This is a genomic window from Brevibacillus sp. JNUCC-41, from assembly GCF_014844095.1.
Classification (GTDB): domain Bacteria; phylum Bacillota; class Bacilli; order Bacillales; family DSM-1321; genus Peribacillus; species Peribacillus aracenensis.
In genome coordinates this window covers 841,272-859,335 of the sequence record NZ_CP062163.1, presented here as the reverse complement: position 1 = coordinate 859,335, position 18,064 = coordinate 841,272, and the positions used below count along the sequence as shown (strand labels likewise).

Genomic DNA, 18,064 nt, shown 5'->3' with positions numbered 1-18,064 from the left:
ACCCCTTAAAAAGTCTGAATATTTAAACTATTTTTATAGATTTATCATTTTGGCTACATGGCTGTTTAGCGGGTTCAATTTTATAATTATAAATTATCAGTCGCTTACTTACTAACGAAAAATGAAAAAATGCAAATTAGGCACAAAGCCATTATAACAAAGTGGAATGAAGGATGAAGAAGAAACTCTATTTTTGCTGATGCTCGCTTTGACTGTGGGAGAAGTGCTTCCTCAAAGCCGGCCAGGCAGCACCGGAAGAAGTTTGCGATGGAAATGTACCTTACGCTTGTGGAAAAGGAGTTGACCAAAGGTGAGTATGTGGAGAGATAGGATAAATGCCTTCAGCATCCTGTTGATGATCATTAGTATGATAGTATATATTATTTTTCCCCAGCCCTTTACCCTCATTCTGTACTGTATATTTGGCATTGCCTTTATTAGCCTGACTTTACTGAATTAAGCATATATTGGATTGAAAGAGGGATATAGGAGACGAAGCGGGAAGGAAGAGGACAGAAAAAGGTGGGGTGCATTCAGAAAACATGAATCCTCCACACGATTAGCAAGTTTCTGTTCACCTGTTTGAGAGAATCATGGATGATATAAAAAAGCCCGCCGAATCGATGGCAGGCTTTTTTTGATGCAAAATGATTATATCCCTTTATGTGGTTTCATGATGAAATTGTAACTATATAAAAAAGTAAAAAAACATGAAGGGTAACCAAGTCTTCTTTAAAATCATGGTTCGGGATGGGAATTACTCTTTTTAGACAAGCATGAGATTTCCATAAAAAATTTTGATGATTTTTGTGATTCTTATGCCATTAAGGCGCCCGACTCTGGAATATTGAAAAAGAGAGGCCATCCTTTTTTGGACAGCCCCTTTCCGCTAATTATAAAATTTCTAGTAGAACACCATAGCATTACATTGGTCACTTCAAAATGTTACCCTCTATACTTCAGAGAAGGCATCTCCAAAATGAATCGGCTTTCAATCTTGAAAACTATGAGAATACTGCAATTTTACGTGCGATGGATTCTGTTAAACGAGATGCTACTTTTGGAACAGCCCATTTAATAATTGGTGTTAACACCGCACCAGATAATCCGCCTGCATGGACTTCCACCGTACAAGTCATTAGTGTTTTACCATTAACATCTTCTGCAGTAAAGTGACCGCTTCCTGTGAAATTATCTGATAAACCTTTTAGCTCAAACTTAATATTTGAAGGTTCATTCCATTCGGTAATATCTACCTGCGCTTGTATTGTTTTTTTAATACCTTTCACACTACCTTCAAATGTCCAAATAGATTGCTTGTCATTTAAGATTTCATGTTCTTTATAGGCTGGTACTGCCGTTGCCCATTTTTCGAGATCACTGACATAATCCCAAACTGCTTGTACATCTACTGGAACTACTACAGCATGCGTTCCCGTTGCCATTATGATCCCCACCTTCACTATGTATGAATTGTAACTTTACATTACTACAAAATAATTATTACATAAAAAGCATAAACTTACATCACTAAATATACATAGATTTCCTTCTTTCAATCCCCCGATTATTTGTAGAATCAGAATTCCCAATCCTAAAAACCCCTCTTTAGATAAATATTGAAACGCCGCAACTTTTTTGAAAACATGTGACTTTATTTCAGATCTACCCTTCATAGTTTAGTTGCCAATTATTAAACGAAAGGTTTTTTCATTTTTCGTTGACCTATTATACCCAGAAGTAAAGAAATAATCTTCGTTTCGTTAAATGTTTGAATAGTACGGGGTTTAAGGAACCGATGAGGGGTGGCGTTTTACCAATCGTTTTATAAAATCCCGGGGCGTCACGGATTTAATATAACTTTAAGAGAGCCATTTTTAGGCAGAAACGGTATAATTAATTGTTAGAAGTAGACATTAAAAAATGGACTGCAACCGAGTTTTATACCGTGTTTTAACTGAATCTTGAGAGAATGAACCTTTATACAAAAGTCAAAATAGGAAAAGGAGAAACCATGACTAATGAAACAGGATGGAATTTAGACAATAGCTATGCGCGTCTTCCGGAAAAGTTTTTCACGAGCACGAACCCGACTCCTGTACGTTCACCGGAGTTGGTCATTCTCAATGAGAGTTTGGCTGGAACTCTTGGTTTGGACGTGAAAAAGCTACAAGGCGAAGATGGGGTGGCGGTGTTTGCCGGAAACGAGGTTCCTGAAGGTGCTTCGCCTCTTGCACAAGCATATGCTGGGCATCAATTCGGTCATTTTAACATGTTGGGGGACGGCCGGGCGATATTGCTTGGCGAGCAGGTCTTGCCAGAAGGAGAGAGGGTCGATATCCAGCTGAAGGGTCCAGGAAGAACGCCATACTCCCGCGGGGGCGATGGCCGGGCTGCACTTGGACCGATGCTGCGCGAATACATAATCAGCGAGGCGATGCATGGGCTTGGCATTCCTACCACCAGAAGTCTGGCAGTTGTGACGACAGGTGAAACGGTAATCCGTGAAACCGGGCTGCCTGGTGCCATCATGACCCGAGTGGCTTCGAGTCATCTTCGTGTTGGAACCTTTCAATTCGCTGCAAAATGGGGTACGCTCGAGGAACTCCGGACACTTGCCGACTATGCGATTAAGCGTCATTTTCCAGATATCGAAGCCGATGAAAGCCGTTATCTCTCGCTGCTGCAGGAAGTGGTCAAGCGTCAGGCTGAGCTCATCGCCCAATGGCAGCTGGTTGGCTTCATTCATGGGGTGATGAACACCGACAACATGACGATCAGCGGGGAAACCATCGATTATGGCCCATGCGCCTTCATGGATGCCTATGACCCTGCAACGGTATTCAGTTCAATTGATAGGCAAGGCCGCTATGCCTATGGCAATCAGCCGGTTATTGGGGGATGGAATCTTGCGCGATTCGCTGAGTCCCTATTGCCGCTGCTGCATGATGATCAAGATCAGGCCGTTACACTTGCCCAAGATAAGATTTCTGTTTTTAATGATCTGTATCACGCTAATTGGATAGCGGGAATGAGGGCGAAGTTGGGAATATTCAACGAAGAGACTCAGGATGAAGCCCTTATTAATGGCATCCTCAGTATGATGAAGAAGCATGGTGCCGACTATACCAATACATTCCGTGCTTTGACCTTTGATAAAGTGGAGGATACGGTCCTATTCGGGACACCGGAATTCGCTCAGTGGCAAGAGCTTTGGCAGGCGAGACTGGGCAGGCAGAAGGAATCGAAAGAAGCTTCGAATCAGTTGATGCAGAACAGCAATCCTGCAGTGATTCCACGGAATCACCGGGTGGAAGAGGCGTTGGAAGCGGCAGTGGAACAAGGGGACTACAGCGTGATGGAACGGCTTTTGGCTGTTCTTGCAAATCCTTATGCACACTGCGAGGAACAAGCTGAATACGCCGCACTGCCTGAGTCAACAAAACCATACCGGACCTTTTGCGGTACCTGATGAAAAAACATGCATGGAGATTATGAAGGAGCTCCCGGGATTGAAGTTGATTCTTTGTCAACTTCAATCCCGGGAGCCATTTTTGTTTATTTAGTAAAAAAGTTTTGTTTGAAGAATGTCCAGGGCACGGTCAATATCCGCTAAATCTTCCTTTGATGCATGTTGCAGCCGGCTTTGGAAACGGGATTCCACGATAGCAAAAGCCTCGTTCATCATCATTTCCCCCTCTTTGGAGAGGCGGATGCATTGTTTCCGTCTATCTTCCGAATCACTTATTTTTTCAATTAAATTCCTTTCGCTTAATTTTTTTAGTTCACGGCTCGTGTTAGGCATGGAAATGTGCTGACAGTCACTGATTTCACTTGGTGTGACAGGCTGACTGACTGTTATATATTCAAGAATTTTATATTGTACCGGCGTGATGGAATCGGATTTGGCGTTTTGGGTCAATTCGTGTGTCACTTGATGTACGGAAGTTGTAAATGTGACCATTTTTTCAAAAAGGGCTTTTTTGTCCATAGCTTTCACCTCTCTTGTGAAGATATCAAAAATATTATCAAAATACAATTATCATTTGACAACAAAAAAGGCGCTGTTATATCATTGTTATCAAATGATAAGTAATAGGGGGGACGTCATGAACGTGCTGGTCATCTACACATATCCAAATCAAAAAAGCTTAAGCCATGCTTTTTTAGAAAAAGTCATAAAAGGAAGTAAGGAGAACCCGAACATAAAGGGGCTGCAGGTATTGGATTTATATGAAGAGGGCTTCAATCCGCTCTTGGAGTTCAATGAGCATAAACGAAGGCGTGATATGCATCGTGATCCTCAGCTTGAAAAATATAGAAATCAAATTACCTGGGCCGACAAGATTGTCTTTGTCTATCCAATCTGGTGGGGAAGGCCTCCGGCAATGCTGATGGGATACATTGATCAATTATTTTCTGCGAATTTTGCCTACAGGGATAAAAAGGGATTGTTCCCGGAGGGTCTCCTAAAGGGAAAGTCGGTCGTATGTGTGTCCACGATGAAGGGACCGGCAAAGTATCCGCTTCTCTTGTTGAATGATGCGCATAAAATCTTGATGAAAAGAGCGTTATTCAATTTTGTCGGAATCAAAAAAGTGAAGTTTTTCGAATTCGGAAATATGGAAAGCCCAAAGGGGAAACAGACGCAAAAGCTAGAAAAGGTTTATCGGTATTTCAGAAAGGTGGCAAGCTAAGTTATTACGAGATAAAAAGAAGAACCCCATTCATGTATGGAACATCATGATGATTGGGGTTTACAGTATTTATGGTTTTGTTTTCACGACCCTCCATTTGTTCTTGATGAGGGTAAGGATCAGACAAATCACCAGGAGCGTCAATGAAGCCAATCCGCTGAACCATATGCTTTGGAATTCACTTACATAAGGCCGGATGATGTATGAAGCCAAAATGGCCAGGACCGCACTTATCGGTATGTAATCAGCGACTTTCCCTTTACTGAATACGATGACCAGGATTGGGGCCAGCAATGCCGAATATATATTGCCTGAATAAAATAAGAGCTCTAATAGGTTTGGGGAATAAAAGAGTGTAGCAACGAAAACCGATCCTCCAATACAGATTGAAAGCAGGCAGGCCATCCTAATTTTTTGCTGGTCGCTTTTTATTGTTTTCAATGGCTCAAGAATATTGGCTACGATCAGGCTTACCAATGAATGCAGGCAGGCACCGAATGTTGAGGTGATTGCACTGAAAGCGCAGAGCACAAAAAGGATGAAAAAGAATGGTGTCGTTATTTTGTTTGCCAATCCATCCAGGATCGAGTGTATATCAGTGAAGCCGCCCGTAAAGATGACCATGATGAACAGGGATGAAAAGGAGAGCGGGAATATGATCCAGATAAGGCCGGATAAAGAGAATGTTAAGGGAACCTTTTTCATTTCCATCATGAATAATCGCTGCCATGATGTCAGATCAAAGAAAAACTGGCCGAACCCGACAAGAAGTCCTGCTAAAAGAAAACTCCATAGATCATACTTATTGATTACGAGCATGTATGGATGGTATAAACGAATCCCATCATAAACAGGCTGAATCCCTTCCTTGACGAAAAAGTATAAAGGAATCAAGATTACCGCGGCAAACATGAAGATGACTTGAAAAGCGGCGAATCCATGAATGAGCTTTAACCCGCCGAATCCAGCATAAAGGACACAAAAACCGAAAAAAAAGAACAATCCGACATAGAGCGGGGTGTCGAAAAGAAACTGACATAGGGTGGACGCGGCCATTCCCTGAATGAATAAGATGTGTAAACTGGTTATGACCAGAATCACGATCAATATCCAATATCCGAGGGGGTGAAGCCGGGCTTTTAAATAGTCCCCGATGGTCAGCCCCACGGGGAAATCCTGCCGAACCCTCTTCCCGATGAAGCTGAACATGGACAGGGCGATCGCTCCCATCAGTGCATATCCGATCCCTCCGAAGACTCCATACTTCACCATCGATTCTGGGGAGGATAGTATCGTGGTTCCTGTCACCCAGCGTGCCAGGAGGGAGATGATCCCTAAACCCATCCCGATTTGGATGGGGCCTTGTACGTATTCTTGAAATGTACGTGATCGCAATGTTCATTTTCCTTTCTCGCGGAACTCCTTGGGCGTGATTCCCTCTATCTTCCGGAATAAAGTGCTGAAATAATGCTGGCTATTGAAACCTGAGTTTTCAGCGACGTCTGATATGCTCCAGCTGGTGTTATTGGTTAAGGCCCTTTTAGCGGCCTTTATTCTATAGTGCATTAAATATTCCGAAAAAGAAGTGCCGACTTCTTCATGGAATTTCCTGCTTAAATAAGTCGGATTGGTATGCACTTCACGAGCGATGTCCGAAAGTGAAAGTTTTTCGGCATAATTTTCGTGAATGAATGAAAGTGAATGGTGAATAAGGGTTGAATAGTTTTGAGAAGATTCCCTTTTGTCATACTTGGCCAGGACTTTATGCAGTTCACTTTCTATGACGGGTTTCGTTAAATAATCAACCACGCCTATCCTGATGGATTGCTGGGCATAATCGAAACTTTGATGCGCGGTCACCATTATGATTTCGACTTCTTTGTTCAGTGCCCTTAGGTCTTCACCAAATTCAAGACCCGATCGCCCCGGTAGATTAATATCCAGGAAAGCGAGGTTGATTTTATGATTTTGGTTGAGGGTCAGTGCCTGACAGGCATCAGCAGCTTTATGAAACGTCCAAAAAGGGTATATGGACTGAATCATATATTCCATTTGTTCAAGGACCAATGGTTCGTCATCAACTAATAATACATTCATTCCGGCTCGGCCTCCTCCAATTTCTTTTCAAAAACAAGTGGCCATGATACCTCTACTTTAGTTCCCGATTCATTAGAAGCTATATTCAATTGTGCACGGTCATTAAAATACAAATATAGACGTTTTTGGATATTATCCAGGCCATGGCCGCCTTCGTCCGTAACGGAAGATTCATTTCCCATTAATCCATTATCCGCCACTTCCAGATATACCATCTGCGAATCCAGATGGAACCGGATATGCAGCAGGGCTTCCCCCACTTTTTTTTCCAAACCGTGTTTAAACGAATTCTCCACCAATGTCTGGAGGATGAAGGGGGGGACCAGTGCGATTGATAATGGTTCTGGGCACTCCATGTCAATCTTGAGCCGATCACCGAAGCGAAGGGTCTGGATGTCGAGATAATGCTGGGTATACTGGATTTCCTGGGAAAGGGGGATCAATGGTTCTGATGCTTTATATTTGAATTTCAGGAATTGCGAAAATGCTTCTAAGGCCCGTATCAATTCAGCCGTCCTGTTCAGGCGGGCCAAGCCCAGTATGACATTCAGTGTATTGAACAAAAAGTGTGGCTGGATTTGCTGGTTCAATTTATTATACTGTGCTTCTTGCAGTGCTTGCTCCAGGCGGATCTCTTTGTTTTTATTTTCAAGAAGGTCGATCCTTTTCTCGAATATGAATAGAAATAAAAGAGCGATAGCCCCCATGATGGGAGCTAAAATGAAGAGCATGATAATTAATGTGAATCCTTCGTAACTTAGCATGGTGAACCTCTGCTGGTTATATTTTTAAATAACTTGAATGATTCTGTTTATTAGTATCATACTAAAGACCCCTCCGGAAATCTACAGCTTATGACACAATGTGACAAGCCACTTGATGATTTTGTGCCGATCTTTTTAGTTCAGGCAGCTGTGTTTTGCAGATATCCTGTACAAAAGGGCACCGTGTATGGAAGCGGCAGCCGCTTGGAGGGTCGATGGGTGAGGGTACGTCACCCGTCAAGAGGATCCGTTCTCTTTCATGCACAGGATTGGGTACTGGGATGGCCGATAGCAATGCCCTTGTATATGGATGCTGCGGCTGTTCGAAAATGGACTTTTTATCGGCTATTTCGACTATCTTTCCAAGATACATGACCATTACCCGATCCGAGATATGCCTGACCACGCCTAAATCATGTGAGATGAAAAGGAAGGTAAGGTCGAACTGGCGCTGTAAGGATTTCAATAAATTCAGCACTTGCGCTTGAATGGAGACATCCAGTGCAGATACAGCTTCGTCACATATGATCAATTTTGGGTCCACTGCAAGAGCCCTTGCAATGCCGACCCGCTGTCTCTGGCCGCCGCTGAATTCATGCGGGTATCTTTCCATGGATTCCGGTCTCAGCCCGACATGTCCCAACAATTCTTCAATCCGGCTCTTCCGGTTTTCTTTAGGTACTACATTTTGGATGGCCAAAGCTTCTCTGAGAATTTGGCCGATCGTCTGTCTAGGATTAAGGGAGGCGAATGGATCTTGAAAAATGACTTGAAGATCCTTCCTGGTACGCCTCATTTCCTTTTTTCCTAAACTCAGTAAATCCTTATCCTGAAAGTGAATGCTCCCGCTTGTTGGTTCATCCAATCGAAGGATGGCCCTTCCGGTAGTCGATTTTCCGCAGCCGGATTCGCCGACTATGCTTAAGGTCTCGCCCTGATGGATATCGAAGGTAATGTCATCAACGGCTTTTACATGATTGATGGTCCTTCCGAAAAAACCGCCCTTGATCGGAAAGTATTGTTTCAATTGATCCACTTTAAGCAGAACCTTTTTCTCTGCAGCTGGTACACCCATCATTACATTCCCACCTTCTCTTGAGCGTCATATTCCTTCTCCCATTGTGGGGTGTACATCCAGCAGCTGACCTCGGTGCTGGGGCCGATAGCCTGGAGATCCGGAACGGCCTGTTCACAAATGCCCCTCGCATGTGCACAGCGGGGAGCGAAGCTGCAGCCCTTGGGCATGTTGTAAGGACTTGGAACGGTCCCGGGGATTGTAGCCAGTTCTTCCTGGTCCATGTCCAGACGCGGAAGGGAGTTCAATAAGCCAATCGTGTATGGATGTTTTGGGTTTGTGAAAATTTCCTTGGCCAAAGTGTATTCGACGATTTTTCCTGCGTACATGACGGCAACCCGGTCACAGGTTTCGTATACGACACCCAAATCATGGGTGATCAAAATGACAGCCGTCCCGAAATCCTTTTGCAGCGTCTTGATCAGTTCAAGGATTTGGGCTTGGATCGTCACATCCAGTGCTGTTGTAGGTTCATCCGCTATTAGAACCTCAGGGTGGCAGGCAAGTGCCATGGCAATCATGACCCTTTGCCTCATTCCGCCGCTTAGCTCATGCGGCTCCTGTTTTGCCCTTTTTTCGGGTGAGGGGATGCCGACGAGCCGAAGCATGTCGACCGCTTTATTCCATGCTTCCTTTTTTCCCAGCTTTTGATGGAGCCGGATCGCTTCCGCAATTTGCTCGCCCGCTGGATATACGGGATTCAATGATGTCATCGGCTCCTGAAATATCATCGAAATTTCATTGCCTCGTATGGACCGCATCTGTTTTTCAGACTTCGCAAGCAAATCCTCCCCTTTAAAAAGGATGCTGCCACCGGCAATCTTGCCGGGCGGAGATGGAATGAGCCTTAATAATGATAGCGATGTTATGCTTTTCCCACTTCCCGACTCCCCGACGATTCCAAGCGTTTCCCCTTTATTAAGGGAGAAACTGATTCCATTTACTGCTTTACTCGTTCCTTCGTCAGTGAAAAAGTGGGTTTGCAGATTTTTTACCTCCAGTATTTTATCATCAACCTGTTTCATCATCATACCTCCTTAGTTCAAGTCTATTCTTTTGTTAAAGTATCGATAGAGGACATCCACTGCTAAATTCATGAATACGAAGATAACGGAAGCGATGAGGACCCCGCCTTGGACCATCGGCAAATCCCTCGTTCTGATTGCATCGACTATCAATCTCCCAAGTCCATTGATGGCAAAAACGGACTCTGTCAATACCGTGCCGCCAAGGAGTGCACCGAACTGGAGGCCAACGACTGTAATGACGGGGATAAGCGCATTTTTCAGGCCATGTTTATAAATGATGATATATTCCTTTAATCCCTTGGCTCTTGCGGTCCGGATGTAGTCCTGGCGAACGACTTCAAGCATGCTCGACCTGGTCATCCTGGCGACAATGGCCGCTCCGCCGGCCCCAAGGGTTATGGCGGGGAGAATCATGTGGCTGAAAGTTCCCCAACCTGAAACCGGAAACAAATGAAGGTTCACGGAAAAGAAGTAGATAAGCATGAGGCCCAGCCAAAAACTAGGTAACGAGATTCCCAGTAAAGCAACGATCATGATGGAAATGTCAGCTGCCGAGTATTGCTTGGTGGCCGAGATGATTCCTGCAATCATTCCAAGGACGACGGTTATGAAAATGCTGGCAAGTGCCAATTCAAGGGTGATGGGCAAACGGACCATGATTTCGTCCAAAACAGGGCGGCTGCTGCGGAGAGATTCCCCGAAGTCACCTTGAACTGCATGAAGGATATAGTCGACGTACTGATAGAGGATTGGACGATCCAAGCCAAGCTCATGCCGCAGCGATTCAATCGTTTCTTTAGTCGCTCCTTCACCTGCAAGCAGTGTTGCCGGATCTCCAGGGACCATTTGCATGATGAGGAACACAACAAGACTTACTCCCAGTAATACCGGTATGGTTTGAAGTACCCTTCGGATAATAAATACGAACATTTTCTCTCCTCCTTATTTTTTCATTCTTGGATCCAGGGCATCTCTAAGTCCATCCCCGAAGATGTTGAAACCAAGTACCAGTGTTGATATCGCTATCCCCGGAAACAAAGCGATGTGGGGGGCGCTGAACAAATAATCCCGACCGCTGCTCAGCATCGCTCCCCATTCTGGAGAGGGCGGCTGGGCTCCCAGTCCCAGAAATGATAATCCGGCTGCCGATAGAATGGCCGTTGCCAGACGTAATGTGGCTTGAACAATAACGGGTGATAGAATATTCGGAAAAATATGCTTGCATATGATCGTGATATCAGTGGCTCCCAATGCACGAATGGCATCGATATATTCCAGCTTCCTGACTGACAATGTGGAACCGCGTACAATCCGGGCAAACATCGGTATGGAAAAGACGCCGACCGCTACCATTACATTGATTAAACTTGGACCAAGGGCACTGATGATGGCAAGAGCAAGCAAAATTCCCGGGAAAGCCAGCAGAACATCGACAATCCTCATGATGACGGTATCGATCCATTTTCCGTAATAACCGGCTGTTAACCCGAGGAGTATCCCAATGAACGCCCCGAAGAATACAGAGACAAACCCGACCGTTAATGAAAGCCTTGTCCCATATAATAATCTGCTTAAAATATCCCTTCCCTTATCATCCGTACCCATCAAATGTTCGGCTGACGGAGGCTGGAGTTTGTTGACCAGATCAATTTCATACGGATCCTGCGGTGAGATCAAAGGTGCAAAGATAGCCAATAAAATATAAAAAAGTACGATGTACCCGCCTACCAATGCCAATTTATTTCGTTTGAATTTTTTATAAAAGGCTTTCCAGTGTCTTAGTTTCGGAGATTTTCTTTCGTTTACATTCAATTCGTTATGATTGATTACGACCTCTGGCTTCATTGGACTTCCTCCTTTTCTTTCATTCAATTTATTCAAAAAAGGAATTGAAGTAAATATGATGCGGAAAAGCAGTAAAGATAATTAAAAAAAGAGTAAAGATTCTGAAAATATCGAATTTCATTTTTTTTTATAATTTACATAAGCCCGATGTACCCATAGCTGAACGTCACTTGGAGAAACAAAGGGAGGATGAAAAGGGAGGAAATAGAATGAGAAAAGGTATGATTGGGTTGCTTTTTGCCTCTTTATTAGGCATCTCATCCGTTTTATCAGGGTGTGCAACAGAACAAACCGGCAGCAAGGAAACAGAGGAAAAAGCGAAAGAAGGAGGAACGCTGATCGTCGCGCGATTATCTGATGCGACGACCTTGGACCCTCATTTCATAACAGACATTCCATCGGCAAACGTCATTTATGAAAAGGTTTATCAAACATTGGTCGTTCCTGACAAAAACATGAATCCTAAACCGCTGCTCGCAAAAGAGTGGAAACAGCTGGATGATGTCACGTGGGAGTTCAAATTGCAGGAGGGAGTCAAATTCCATGATGGGGCCCCATTCAATGCCGAAGCGGTGAAAACCAATTTCGACAGGATACTGGACCCGGCAACAGCTTCGCCGCAGGCTGGTAAATTGGAAATGATCAAAGAAATTAAAGTCGTTGACGAAACGACTGTACAATTCAAGCTGAAATATCCTTATGCTCCGCTGTTATCGATTTTAGTGAGTAATGAAGGAAGCATCATCAGCCCTAAAGCGATTAAGGAAAATAGTGACAAATTAGCTCAAAACCCCGTTGGGACAGGGCCATTCGTGTTTAAATCGTGGAAGCCTGGTGAAGAAATCACACTTTCGAAAAACAAGGATTACTGGGGGGATAAGCCTAAGATCGATGGAGTGGTATTCAAGGTTGTTCCTGAAGATGCCACGAGGATCGCGATGATTGAAACGGGTGAAGCACATGTGACAGATCAAGTGCCGGTGACGGAGATTGATAGGATCGAAGCTTCGGGCACGATGGATTTATATCGCACGGAGGGACTTGCCGTTGAATACTTAAGCTTCAATGTTAAGAAAAAACCTTTTGATGATGTGCGGGTCCGCAAGGCGGTCGCTCATGCCATCGAGGTGGATTCCATTATCAAAGGGGTTTATAACGACATCGGTACGAGGGCAAATTCGACAATGAGCCCAAAGGTGTTTGGATATGATCCGGATATAAAAGGCTACGACTATGATATTAATGAATCGAAGAAGCTCTTGACTGAAGCGGGTGTCAAGGATGGTTTGGAGTTTACACTGACGACGAGTGATCGTAAGGAAAGGATCAATATGGCCGAGGTGATTCAATCCCAGTTAAAAGGAATCGGAATCAAGGTCAAGATTCAAGTCCTTGAGTATGGGGCTTACATTGACGCCACAGCCAAGGGCGAGCACCAGGTAGCGATAGGCGGCTGGGGCAATGCCACTGGCGATGGAGATTATAATCAATTCAATCTTTTCAATAGCAAATCCCAAGGTGCTGCGGGAAATAGTGCATTCTACAGCAACCCGGAAGTGGATGAATTGATTGAAAATGCACGTAAAGAATCGGATGGCGATAAACGTAAGGAACTATATTCCAAGGCACAAGCAATTGAAAGGGAAGAAGTTCCATATGTTCCGATCCGTAACTATGAACACTTGGCCGTATATGGCGAAACGGTTAAAGGGCTTTGGCTGAATCCGGCAAATTATTTAATGCTTGATGACGTAACCGTGAAGTAGGCATTCATCACAAAAGGAAGGCAGCATAAGGATGTTATGCTGTCTTCTCAATTAGGAGGGGAAAATATGATCGATTTATTGCTAATCCATGGGACCGTGATAACCATGGATCAAAACAGGAGAATTCTGCCTGATGGCGCCGTCGCCATACATCAAGGAAGGATTTTAGCCGTTGATTCAAGCGAAAAACTGAAATTGCAGTATGAGGCTGTAAAAGTCATCGATTGCAGCCATCAATGCATATTGCCGGGATTGATAGATGTTCATGGGCATGGGGGGCATTCCATGTTCAAAACGATCGCAATGGAAAATATTGATTTTTGGATGCCCATCATGACGAATGCGTACAAGCATTTTGTTACAGATGACTTTTGGTATTACGAAGGAAAGCTATCCTCACTTGAGAGATTAAAGGCGGGCGTGACAACCGGGGTGAGCGTGTTAGGATCCATGCCGCGGTCCGATGAACCGATTTTTGCCATCAATCATGCAAAAGCATACGCCGAAGTGGGGATCAGGGAAGTGGTATGCACAGGGCCTTGTAACCCTCCATGGCCCCATTCATTCAGCCGGTGGATTGACGGAAAGAGGGTGGTGAAGGAAGTTACCTATGAAGAGGTGCTACAGGGGGCGGAAGCTGTAATCGAGGCGCTGAACCATGCGAATGAAGGCCGCACCAAAGCGTTCATTACGCCATTTGTCATCGTGACATCCGTGGATCCCTCCAATCCCACATCTCCTGACAGACTTTATGGGCTGAATGGTCATGACCTTTATCAAGCGAAGAAAATTAGGGCGATTGCCAGGAAATATAATACACGCATTCACTCTGATGCCTTTGGCGGGATGATTCATTTAGCGATACAGGATAAGGAAAATGCCCTATTGGGTCCGGATGTCCATTTACAGCACTGTCGGGGCATTTCCTTCGATGAGGCAAGAATACTGGCAGAAACAGGTACCAACGTCAGTGCATCACCTGGATTTGGCCAGGTTCATGCCCGTACCCCGATAACTGAATTATTGGAGATGGGTGCAACTGTGGCAATCTCCACGGATGGGACTTCCCCTTCCACAAGTTTCGATATGTTTCAGGCAATGAGGAAAACACAGTTCGTTCACCAGGCAGCACTTAGGGACTACTATTATTTACCGCCAGGCAAGCTGTTGGAAATGATCACGATAGATGCCGCGAAATGCATTGGCTGGGATGATGAAATAGGCTCCCTTGAGGTCGGGAAAAAAGCGGATGTCATTACGGTCAATCTGCATCAGCCTCACCTGACACCTGAATTCATGCATGTTCACCGGCTTGTATTTCAAGCAGTGGCGAATGATGTGGAGCATGTCATCGTGGATGGGAAATTGATCATGGAAGGGAGGAATGTACGGACGGTCCATGAAAGTACAGTGCTTGATGAAGCGAATGAGGAGGCCTTTTCAACGATAAAGCGTGCGGGGCTCGAAAAGTATATGCAACCGACGAAATATTTTTGGGGCCATGCCAGGGCATATGTAGATGAAAGGCGATATGACGAAAGAGAAGATGCTGCCGCGATGGTGAAAGGGGAATAAGATGAAAACCAAGCTTAAAGGAAGATATGTAATTGGGTATGATGGATGCGATCATGTCATTTTGGAAAACGCGGAAATCGTTTATGAAAAAGACACGATTCTGTATGTCGGAAAAAATTATCCAGGAGAAGTGGACGAGGTAATGGATGCCGGTAACGCCATTATCAGTCCCGGATTCATAGATTTAAATGCATTAGGGGACATTGACCATGATATTTTACATTTTGAAGCCGGTGCCGACAGACAGAAAAACCTTCTCTGGTCGGAGAAACATATAAAAAGCGGACATCCTGAATTAATGACCGGGGAAGAAGAAGCTTTTAAATCACTCTATGCTTATTCACAACTCATCCTTCATGGCGTGACGACGGCGATGCCCATTACTTCCGTTTTTTATAAAAACTGGGCTGAAACCTATGATGAATTGGCAGCTGCGGCAGAACATGCAGCTGGATTGGGATTAAGGATTTACCTTGGCCCGAGTTTCCAATCAGGAATGAGAGTCGTCCAGCCTGACGGGAATATCAAACTGCATTGGGATGAAAAAGCCGGGGAAGCGGGATTACGGAAAGCGGTCGAGTTTGTGGGAAAATTCGATGGAGCTTATGAAGGCATGGTCAGAGGGATGCTTGCCCCAGAACGCATAGAATCCCAAACGGCAGATCAATTAAAACAGATTAAATATTACAGCGGAAAATTGGACGTACCCATAAAGCTGCATGCTGCACAAGGAAGTTTTGAATTTAACACCATCTGGAATGCCCATCAAGCTACACCGATCAGATATTTGTACGACCTTGGCTTTCTCGGACCAAGAACAGGAATCCCGCATGCCCACTTTGTTTCAGGATATAGTAAAGCGAAATATGGACAGGGTGATGACTTGGCGCTGCTTGCTGAAACGAATACAACGGTGATTCATTGCCCCCTGATCATCGGGAGGCATGGGGAGGCGCTGGAATCTTTCGCTGAATATAAACGGGCTGGGATCAATATCGCCCTTGGAACGGACACATTCCCTCCGGATATGTTCCAGAACGTCAGGGCAGGCAGCATGCTCTCACGGATGGTGGAAGGAGATACGGAAGGCTCTGTCTATGCCGACTTCTTTCGGTCAGCCACACTTGATGCGGCCGCTTTTCTTGGCAGGAACGATTTAGGACGCATCGCTGCGGGGGCCAAGGCGGATATCATCGCGATTGACTTGGACGGTTTTCATATGGGTGTGATCGATGATCCCATTCGAACCATGTTCCTAAGCGGGTCTGGGCGGGACGTTAAATTATCGATCATAAATGGAAAAGTAGTCATGAAGGATCAAATGATCCCCAATCTGGATTTAACGGAAATCAGATATAAGGGACAACAATATTTTAAGAAGATGAGAAGAGGATATATGGAAAGGGATTATCAGGAGCTTGCCGAGAAAGAATTGTTTAAGCCATCATTCAAGGTCGTGGAATCGATAAGCGAGACGGAAGCAATTCTTGATAACAAGTAAAGAAAATGAAAAACATAGTAAAGATATTCGAAAAAAATAGTCAGAATATTTCATATAATTAGATAAATGTTCAAAAAATGAAATTGGGAGGCAGAAGACCATGGGGTTAAAACGTGGGACAGGTAAGGTTTTTCTAGTCATGATCATGGCTATCATCATTACGGGCTGTTCTTCTAACAATGACGTAAACACAACGGCAAGTGATCCGAACCGGGCATCAAAAGAAGGGGGGACATTGGTCATTGCCCGCTTATCCGACGCTGAGAATTTGGATCAGCAGTTCATGTCCACGATTAACGCCGCTAGCGTCACTCACCATAAAGTTTATGAAGGTCTTGTACAACGGGATGAGAATAGTGAGATACAGCCAATGCTAGCAGAAAAATGGAAGCAAATAGATGACACGACCTGGGAATTCAAGCTTAGGGAAGATGTAAAGTTTCATGATGGCACGCCATTTAATGCAGACGCAGTAAAAAAGACGTTTGATCGACTATTAGATCCGTTGGTCGCTTCTCCGAGGGCAGTCGTGTTCGAAATGGTAAAAGAGGTGAAACCGGTTGATGAATTTACCGTGCAATTCATTTTAAAGGAACCATTTTCCCCTCTCCTTTCCATATTGGCGAATCACGAAGGCGGAATCATCAGTCCGAAAACGATTGAAAAGTATGGAAAAAAGATCATCCAGGAACCGAATGGAACCGGTCCTTTCGTTTTTGATTCATGGTCCCCAGGACAGGAAATCACATTGACGAAAAACGACAGCTATTGGGGAGACGAGCCAAAAGTGGACAAGGTCATCTTCAAGGTCGTCCCTGAAGACTCCACGAGGATATCGATGATTGAAACCGGTGAAGCGCAAATCGCAGAGCCTCTTCCTGTAGCTGTCATGGACCAGGTTGAATCTTCCCCGGCAATGGATGTTTACCGCAGTGAAGGGTATGGTACCGAATATTTAGGGTTCAATGTCAATAAAGAACCGTTCAATGATGTAAGGGTCCGTAAGGCCATCGCCCATGCCATTGAAATGGACTCGATCATCAAGGGCGTCTTTAATAATGTGGGGGTGAAGGCGAACTCCTTGATGGGATCTAAAGTATTTGGTTACAACGAAGACCTCGAAGCCTATGATTACAACCTGAAGGAAGCGAAGAAACTGATGGCTGAAGCTGGATATTCAGACGGCTTGGATGCAACCATCCTGACAATGGACAGTAAAGAAAGAGTTAATTTGGCCGAGGTCCTGCAATCCCAACTAAAAGGTATCGGGATTAATTTGAAGGTACAGGTGATGGAGTACGGTTCGTTCGTGGAACAAGTGAATAAAGGGCAATCGGAAATGTTCATCATCAGTTGGAGAAACGCGACAGGGGATGCCGATTATAATCAATATAATCTATTCCATACGGAATCACAAGGAGCGGCAGGAAATACATTCTTTTACAGCAATCAAAAGGTTGATCGTTTAATAGATGCCGCCAGGAAGGAAAAAGAAGAAGGGAAACGCAAAGAACTATACGCAGAGGCACAAGAAATCGAGATGGGTGACACCCCGTATATTCCTGTAAGGGTCATAGAAAATGTTGCTGCAGTCGCTAAAGAAGTAAAAGGATTTTCAATCAGCCCTTCAGGCTATCTGGAGATAAATGACGTAACGGTAAAGTGATGGGGAGATAAGACGAAAGGGGTTCATCCATTTTAGGGTGAATCTCTTTC

15 protein-coding genes are annotated in these 18,064 nt (G+C 44.5%); 6 read left to right on the top strand and 9 right to left on the bottom strand.

What is annotated here, in order from left to right; all coding sequences use genetic code 11:
• Positions 1 to 1,004: 1,004 nt before the first annotated feature.
• Positions 1,005 to 1,445 (bottom strand): SRPBCC family protein, encoded by a 441-nt coding sequence (locus JNUCC41_RS04220; protein WP_192206520.1) that lies wholly within the window; start codon positions 1,443 to 1,445, stop codon positions 1,005 to 1,007.
• Positions 1,446 to 2,014: 569 nt separating this feature from the next.
• On the opposite strand from JNUCC41_RS04220, the gene JNUCC41_RS04215 reads away from it, so the two are divergent.
• Positions 2,015 to 3,472, top strand: coding sequence for a protein adenylyltransferase SelO (locus JNUCC41_RS04215; protein WP_192206519.1), 1,458 nt, complete (start codon positions 2,015 to 2,017; stop codon positions 3,470 to 3,472).
• 90 nt (positions 3,473 to 3,562) lie between these two features.
• On the opposite strand, the gene JNUCC41_RS04210 is transcribed toward JNUCC41_RS04215, so the two are convergent.
• Complete coding sequence (locus JNUCC41_RS04210) at positions 3,563 to 3,991, bottom strand: MarR family winged helix-turn-helix transcriptional regulator (RefSeq protein ID WP_192206518.1); 429 nt, start codon at positions 3,989 to 3,991, stop codon at positions 3,563 to 3,565.
• Between the two features lie 118 nt (positions 3,992 to 4,109).
• On the opposite strand from JNUCC41_RS04210, the gene JNUCC41_RS04205 reads away from it, so the two are divergent.
• Entirely contained in the window at positions 4,110 to 4,697 is a 588-nt protein-coding gene (locus JNUCC41_RS04205; protein ID WP_192206517.1) for an NAD(P)H-dependent oxidoreductase, read from the top strand.
• Between the two features lie 69 nt (positions 4,698 to 4,766).
• Here the strand turns inward: JNUCC41_RS04205 and JNUCC41_RS04200 are convergent, their stop codons facing one another.
• From JNUCC41_RS04200 to nikC, 7 genes are all read right to left on the bottom strand, one after another.
• Entirely contained in the window at positions 4,767 to 6,092 is a 1,326-nt protein-coding gene (locus tag JNUCC41_RS04200; RefSeq protein WP_192206516.1) for an SLC5/6 family protein, read from the bottom strand.
• Positions 6,093 to 6,095: 3 nt separating this feature from the next.
• Positions 6,096 to 6,794 (bottom strand): response regulator transcription factor, encoded by a 699-nt coding sequence (locus JNUCC41_RS04195; protein ID WP_192206515.1) that lies wholly within the window; start codon positions 6,792 to 6,794, stop codon positions 6,096 to 6,098.
• Positions 6,791 to 7,558: a sensor histidine kinase gene (locus tag JNUCC41_RS04190; RefSeq protein ID WP_192206514.1), complete on the bottom strand. Its 768-nt coding sequence runs from the start codon at positions 7,556 to 7,558 to the stop codon at positions 6,791 to 6,793. Before JNUCC41_RS04190 ends, JNUCC41_RS04195 begins: the two co-directional genes overlap by 4 nt.
• A gap of 88 nt (positions 7,559 to 7,646) precedes the next feature.
• Positions 7,647 to 8,636, bottom strand: a complete 990-nt coding sequence (locus JNUCC41_RS04185) for an ABC transporter ATP-binding protein (protein WP_286182356.1) — start codon at positions 8,634 to 8,636, stop codon at positions 7,647 to 7,649.
• A complete protein-coding gene (locus JNUCC41_RS04180; RefSeq protein ID WP_430624074.1) occupies positions 8,636 to 9,658 on the bottom strand; it encodes an ABC transporter ATP-binding protein in 1,023 nt (340 codons plus the stop codon). Before JNUCC41_RS04180 ends, JNUCC41_RS04185 begins: the two co-directional genes overlap by 1 nt.
• 12 nt (positions 9,659 to 9,670) lie before the next feature.
• On the bottom strand, positions 9,671 to 10,591 hold the full coding sequence (gene nikB, locus JNUCC41_RS04175) for a nickel ABC transporter permease (protein ID WP_192206512.1): 921 nt from the start codon (positions 10,589 to 10,591) through the stop codon (positions 9,671 to 9,673).
• 12 nt (positions 10,592 to 10,603) lie between these two features.
• Entirely contained in the window at positions 10,604 to 11,506 is a 903-nt protein-coding gene (gene nikC / locus JNUCC41_RS04170) for a nickel transporter permease (RefSeq protein WP_192206511.1), read from the bottom strand.
• Between the two features lie 209 nt (positions 11,507 to 11,715).
• On the opposite strand from nikC, the gene JNUCC41_RS04165 reads away from it, so the two are divergent.
• From JNUCC41_RS04165 to JNUCC41_RS04150, 4 genes are all read left to right on the top strand, one after another.
• Positions 11,716 to 13,272 carry a glutathione ABC transporter substrate-binding protein gene (locus JNUCC41_RS04165; protein ID WP_192206510.1) on the top strand — a complete coding sequence of 519 codons (1,557 nt, stop codon included), beginning with the start codon at positions 11,716 to 11,718 and terminating at the stop codon, positions 13,270 to 13,272.
• 66 nt (positions 13,273 to 13,338) lie between these two features.
• The gene (locus JNUCC41_RS04160; RefSeq protein ID WP_192206509.1) at positions 13,339 to 14,847 is read left to right on the top strand and encodes an amidohydrolase family protein; all 1,509 of its coding nucleotides are present in this window, start codon (positions 13,339 to 13,341) and stop codon (positions 14,845 to 14,847) included.
• A gap of 1 nt (position 14,848) precedes the next feature.
• Positions 14,849 to 16,348, top strand: coding sequence for a chlorohydrolase family protein (locus JNUCC41_RS04155; protein WP_192206508.1), 1,500 nt, complete (start codon positions 14,849 to 14,851; stop codon positions 16,346 to 16,348).
• Positions 16,349 to 16,448: 100 nt separating this feature from the next.
• Positions 16,449 to 18,014 carry a glutathione ABC transporter substrate-binding protein gene (locus tag JNUCC41_RS04150; RefSeq protein ID WP_192206507.1) on the top strand — a complete coding sequence of 522 codons (1,566 nt, stop codon included), beginning with the start codon at positions 16,449 to 16,451 and terminating at the stop codon, positions 18,012 to 18,014.
• The last annotated feature ends 50 nt before the right edge of the window (positions 18,015 to 18,064 follow it).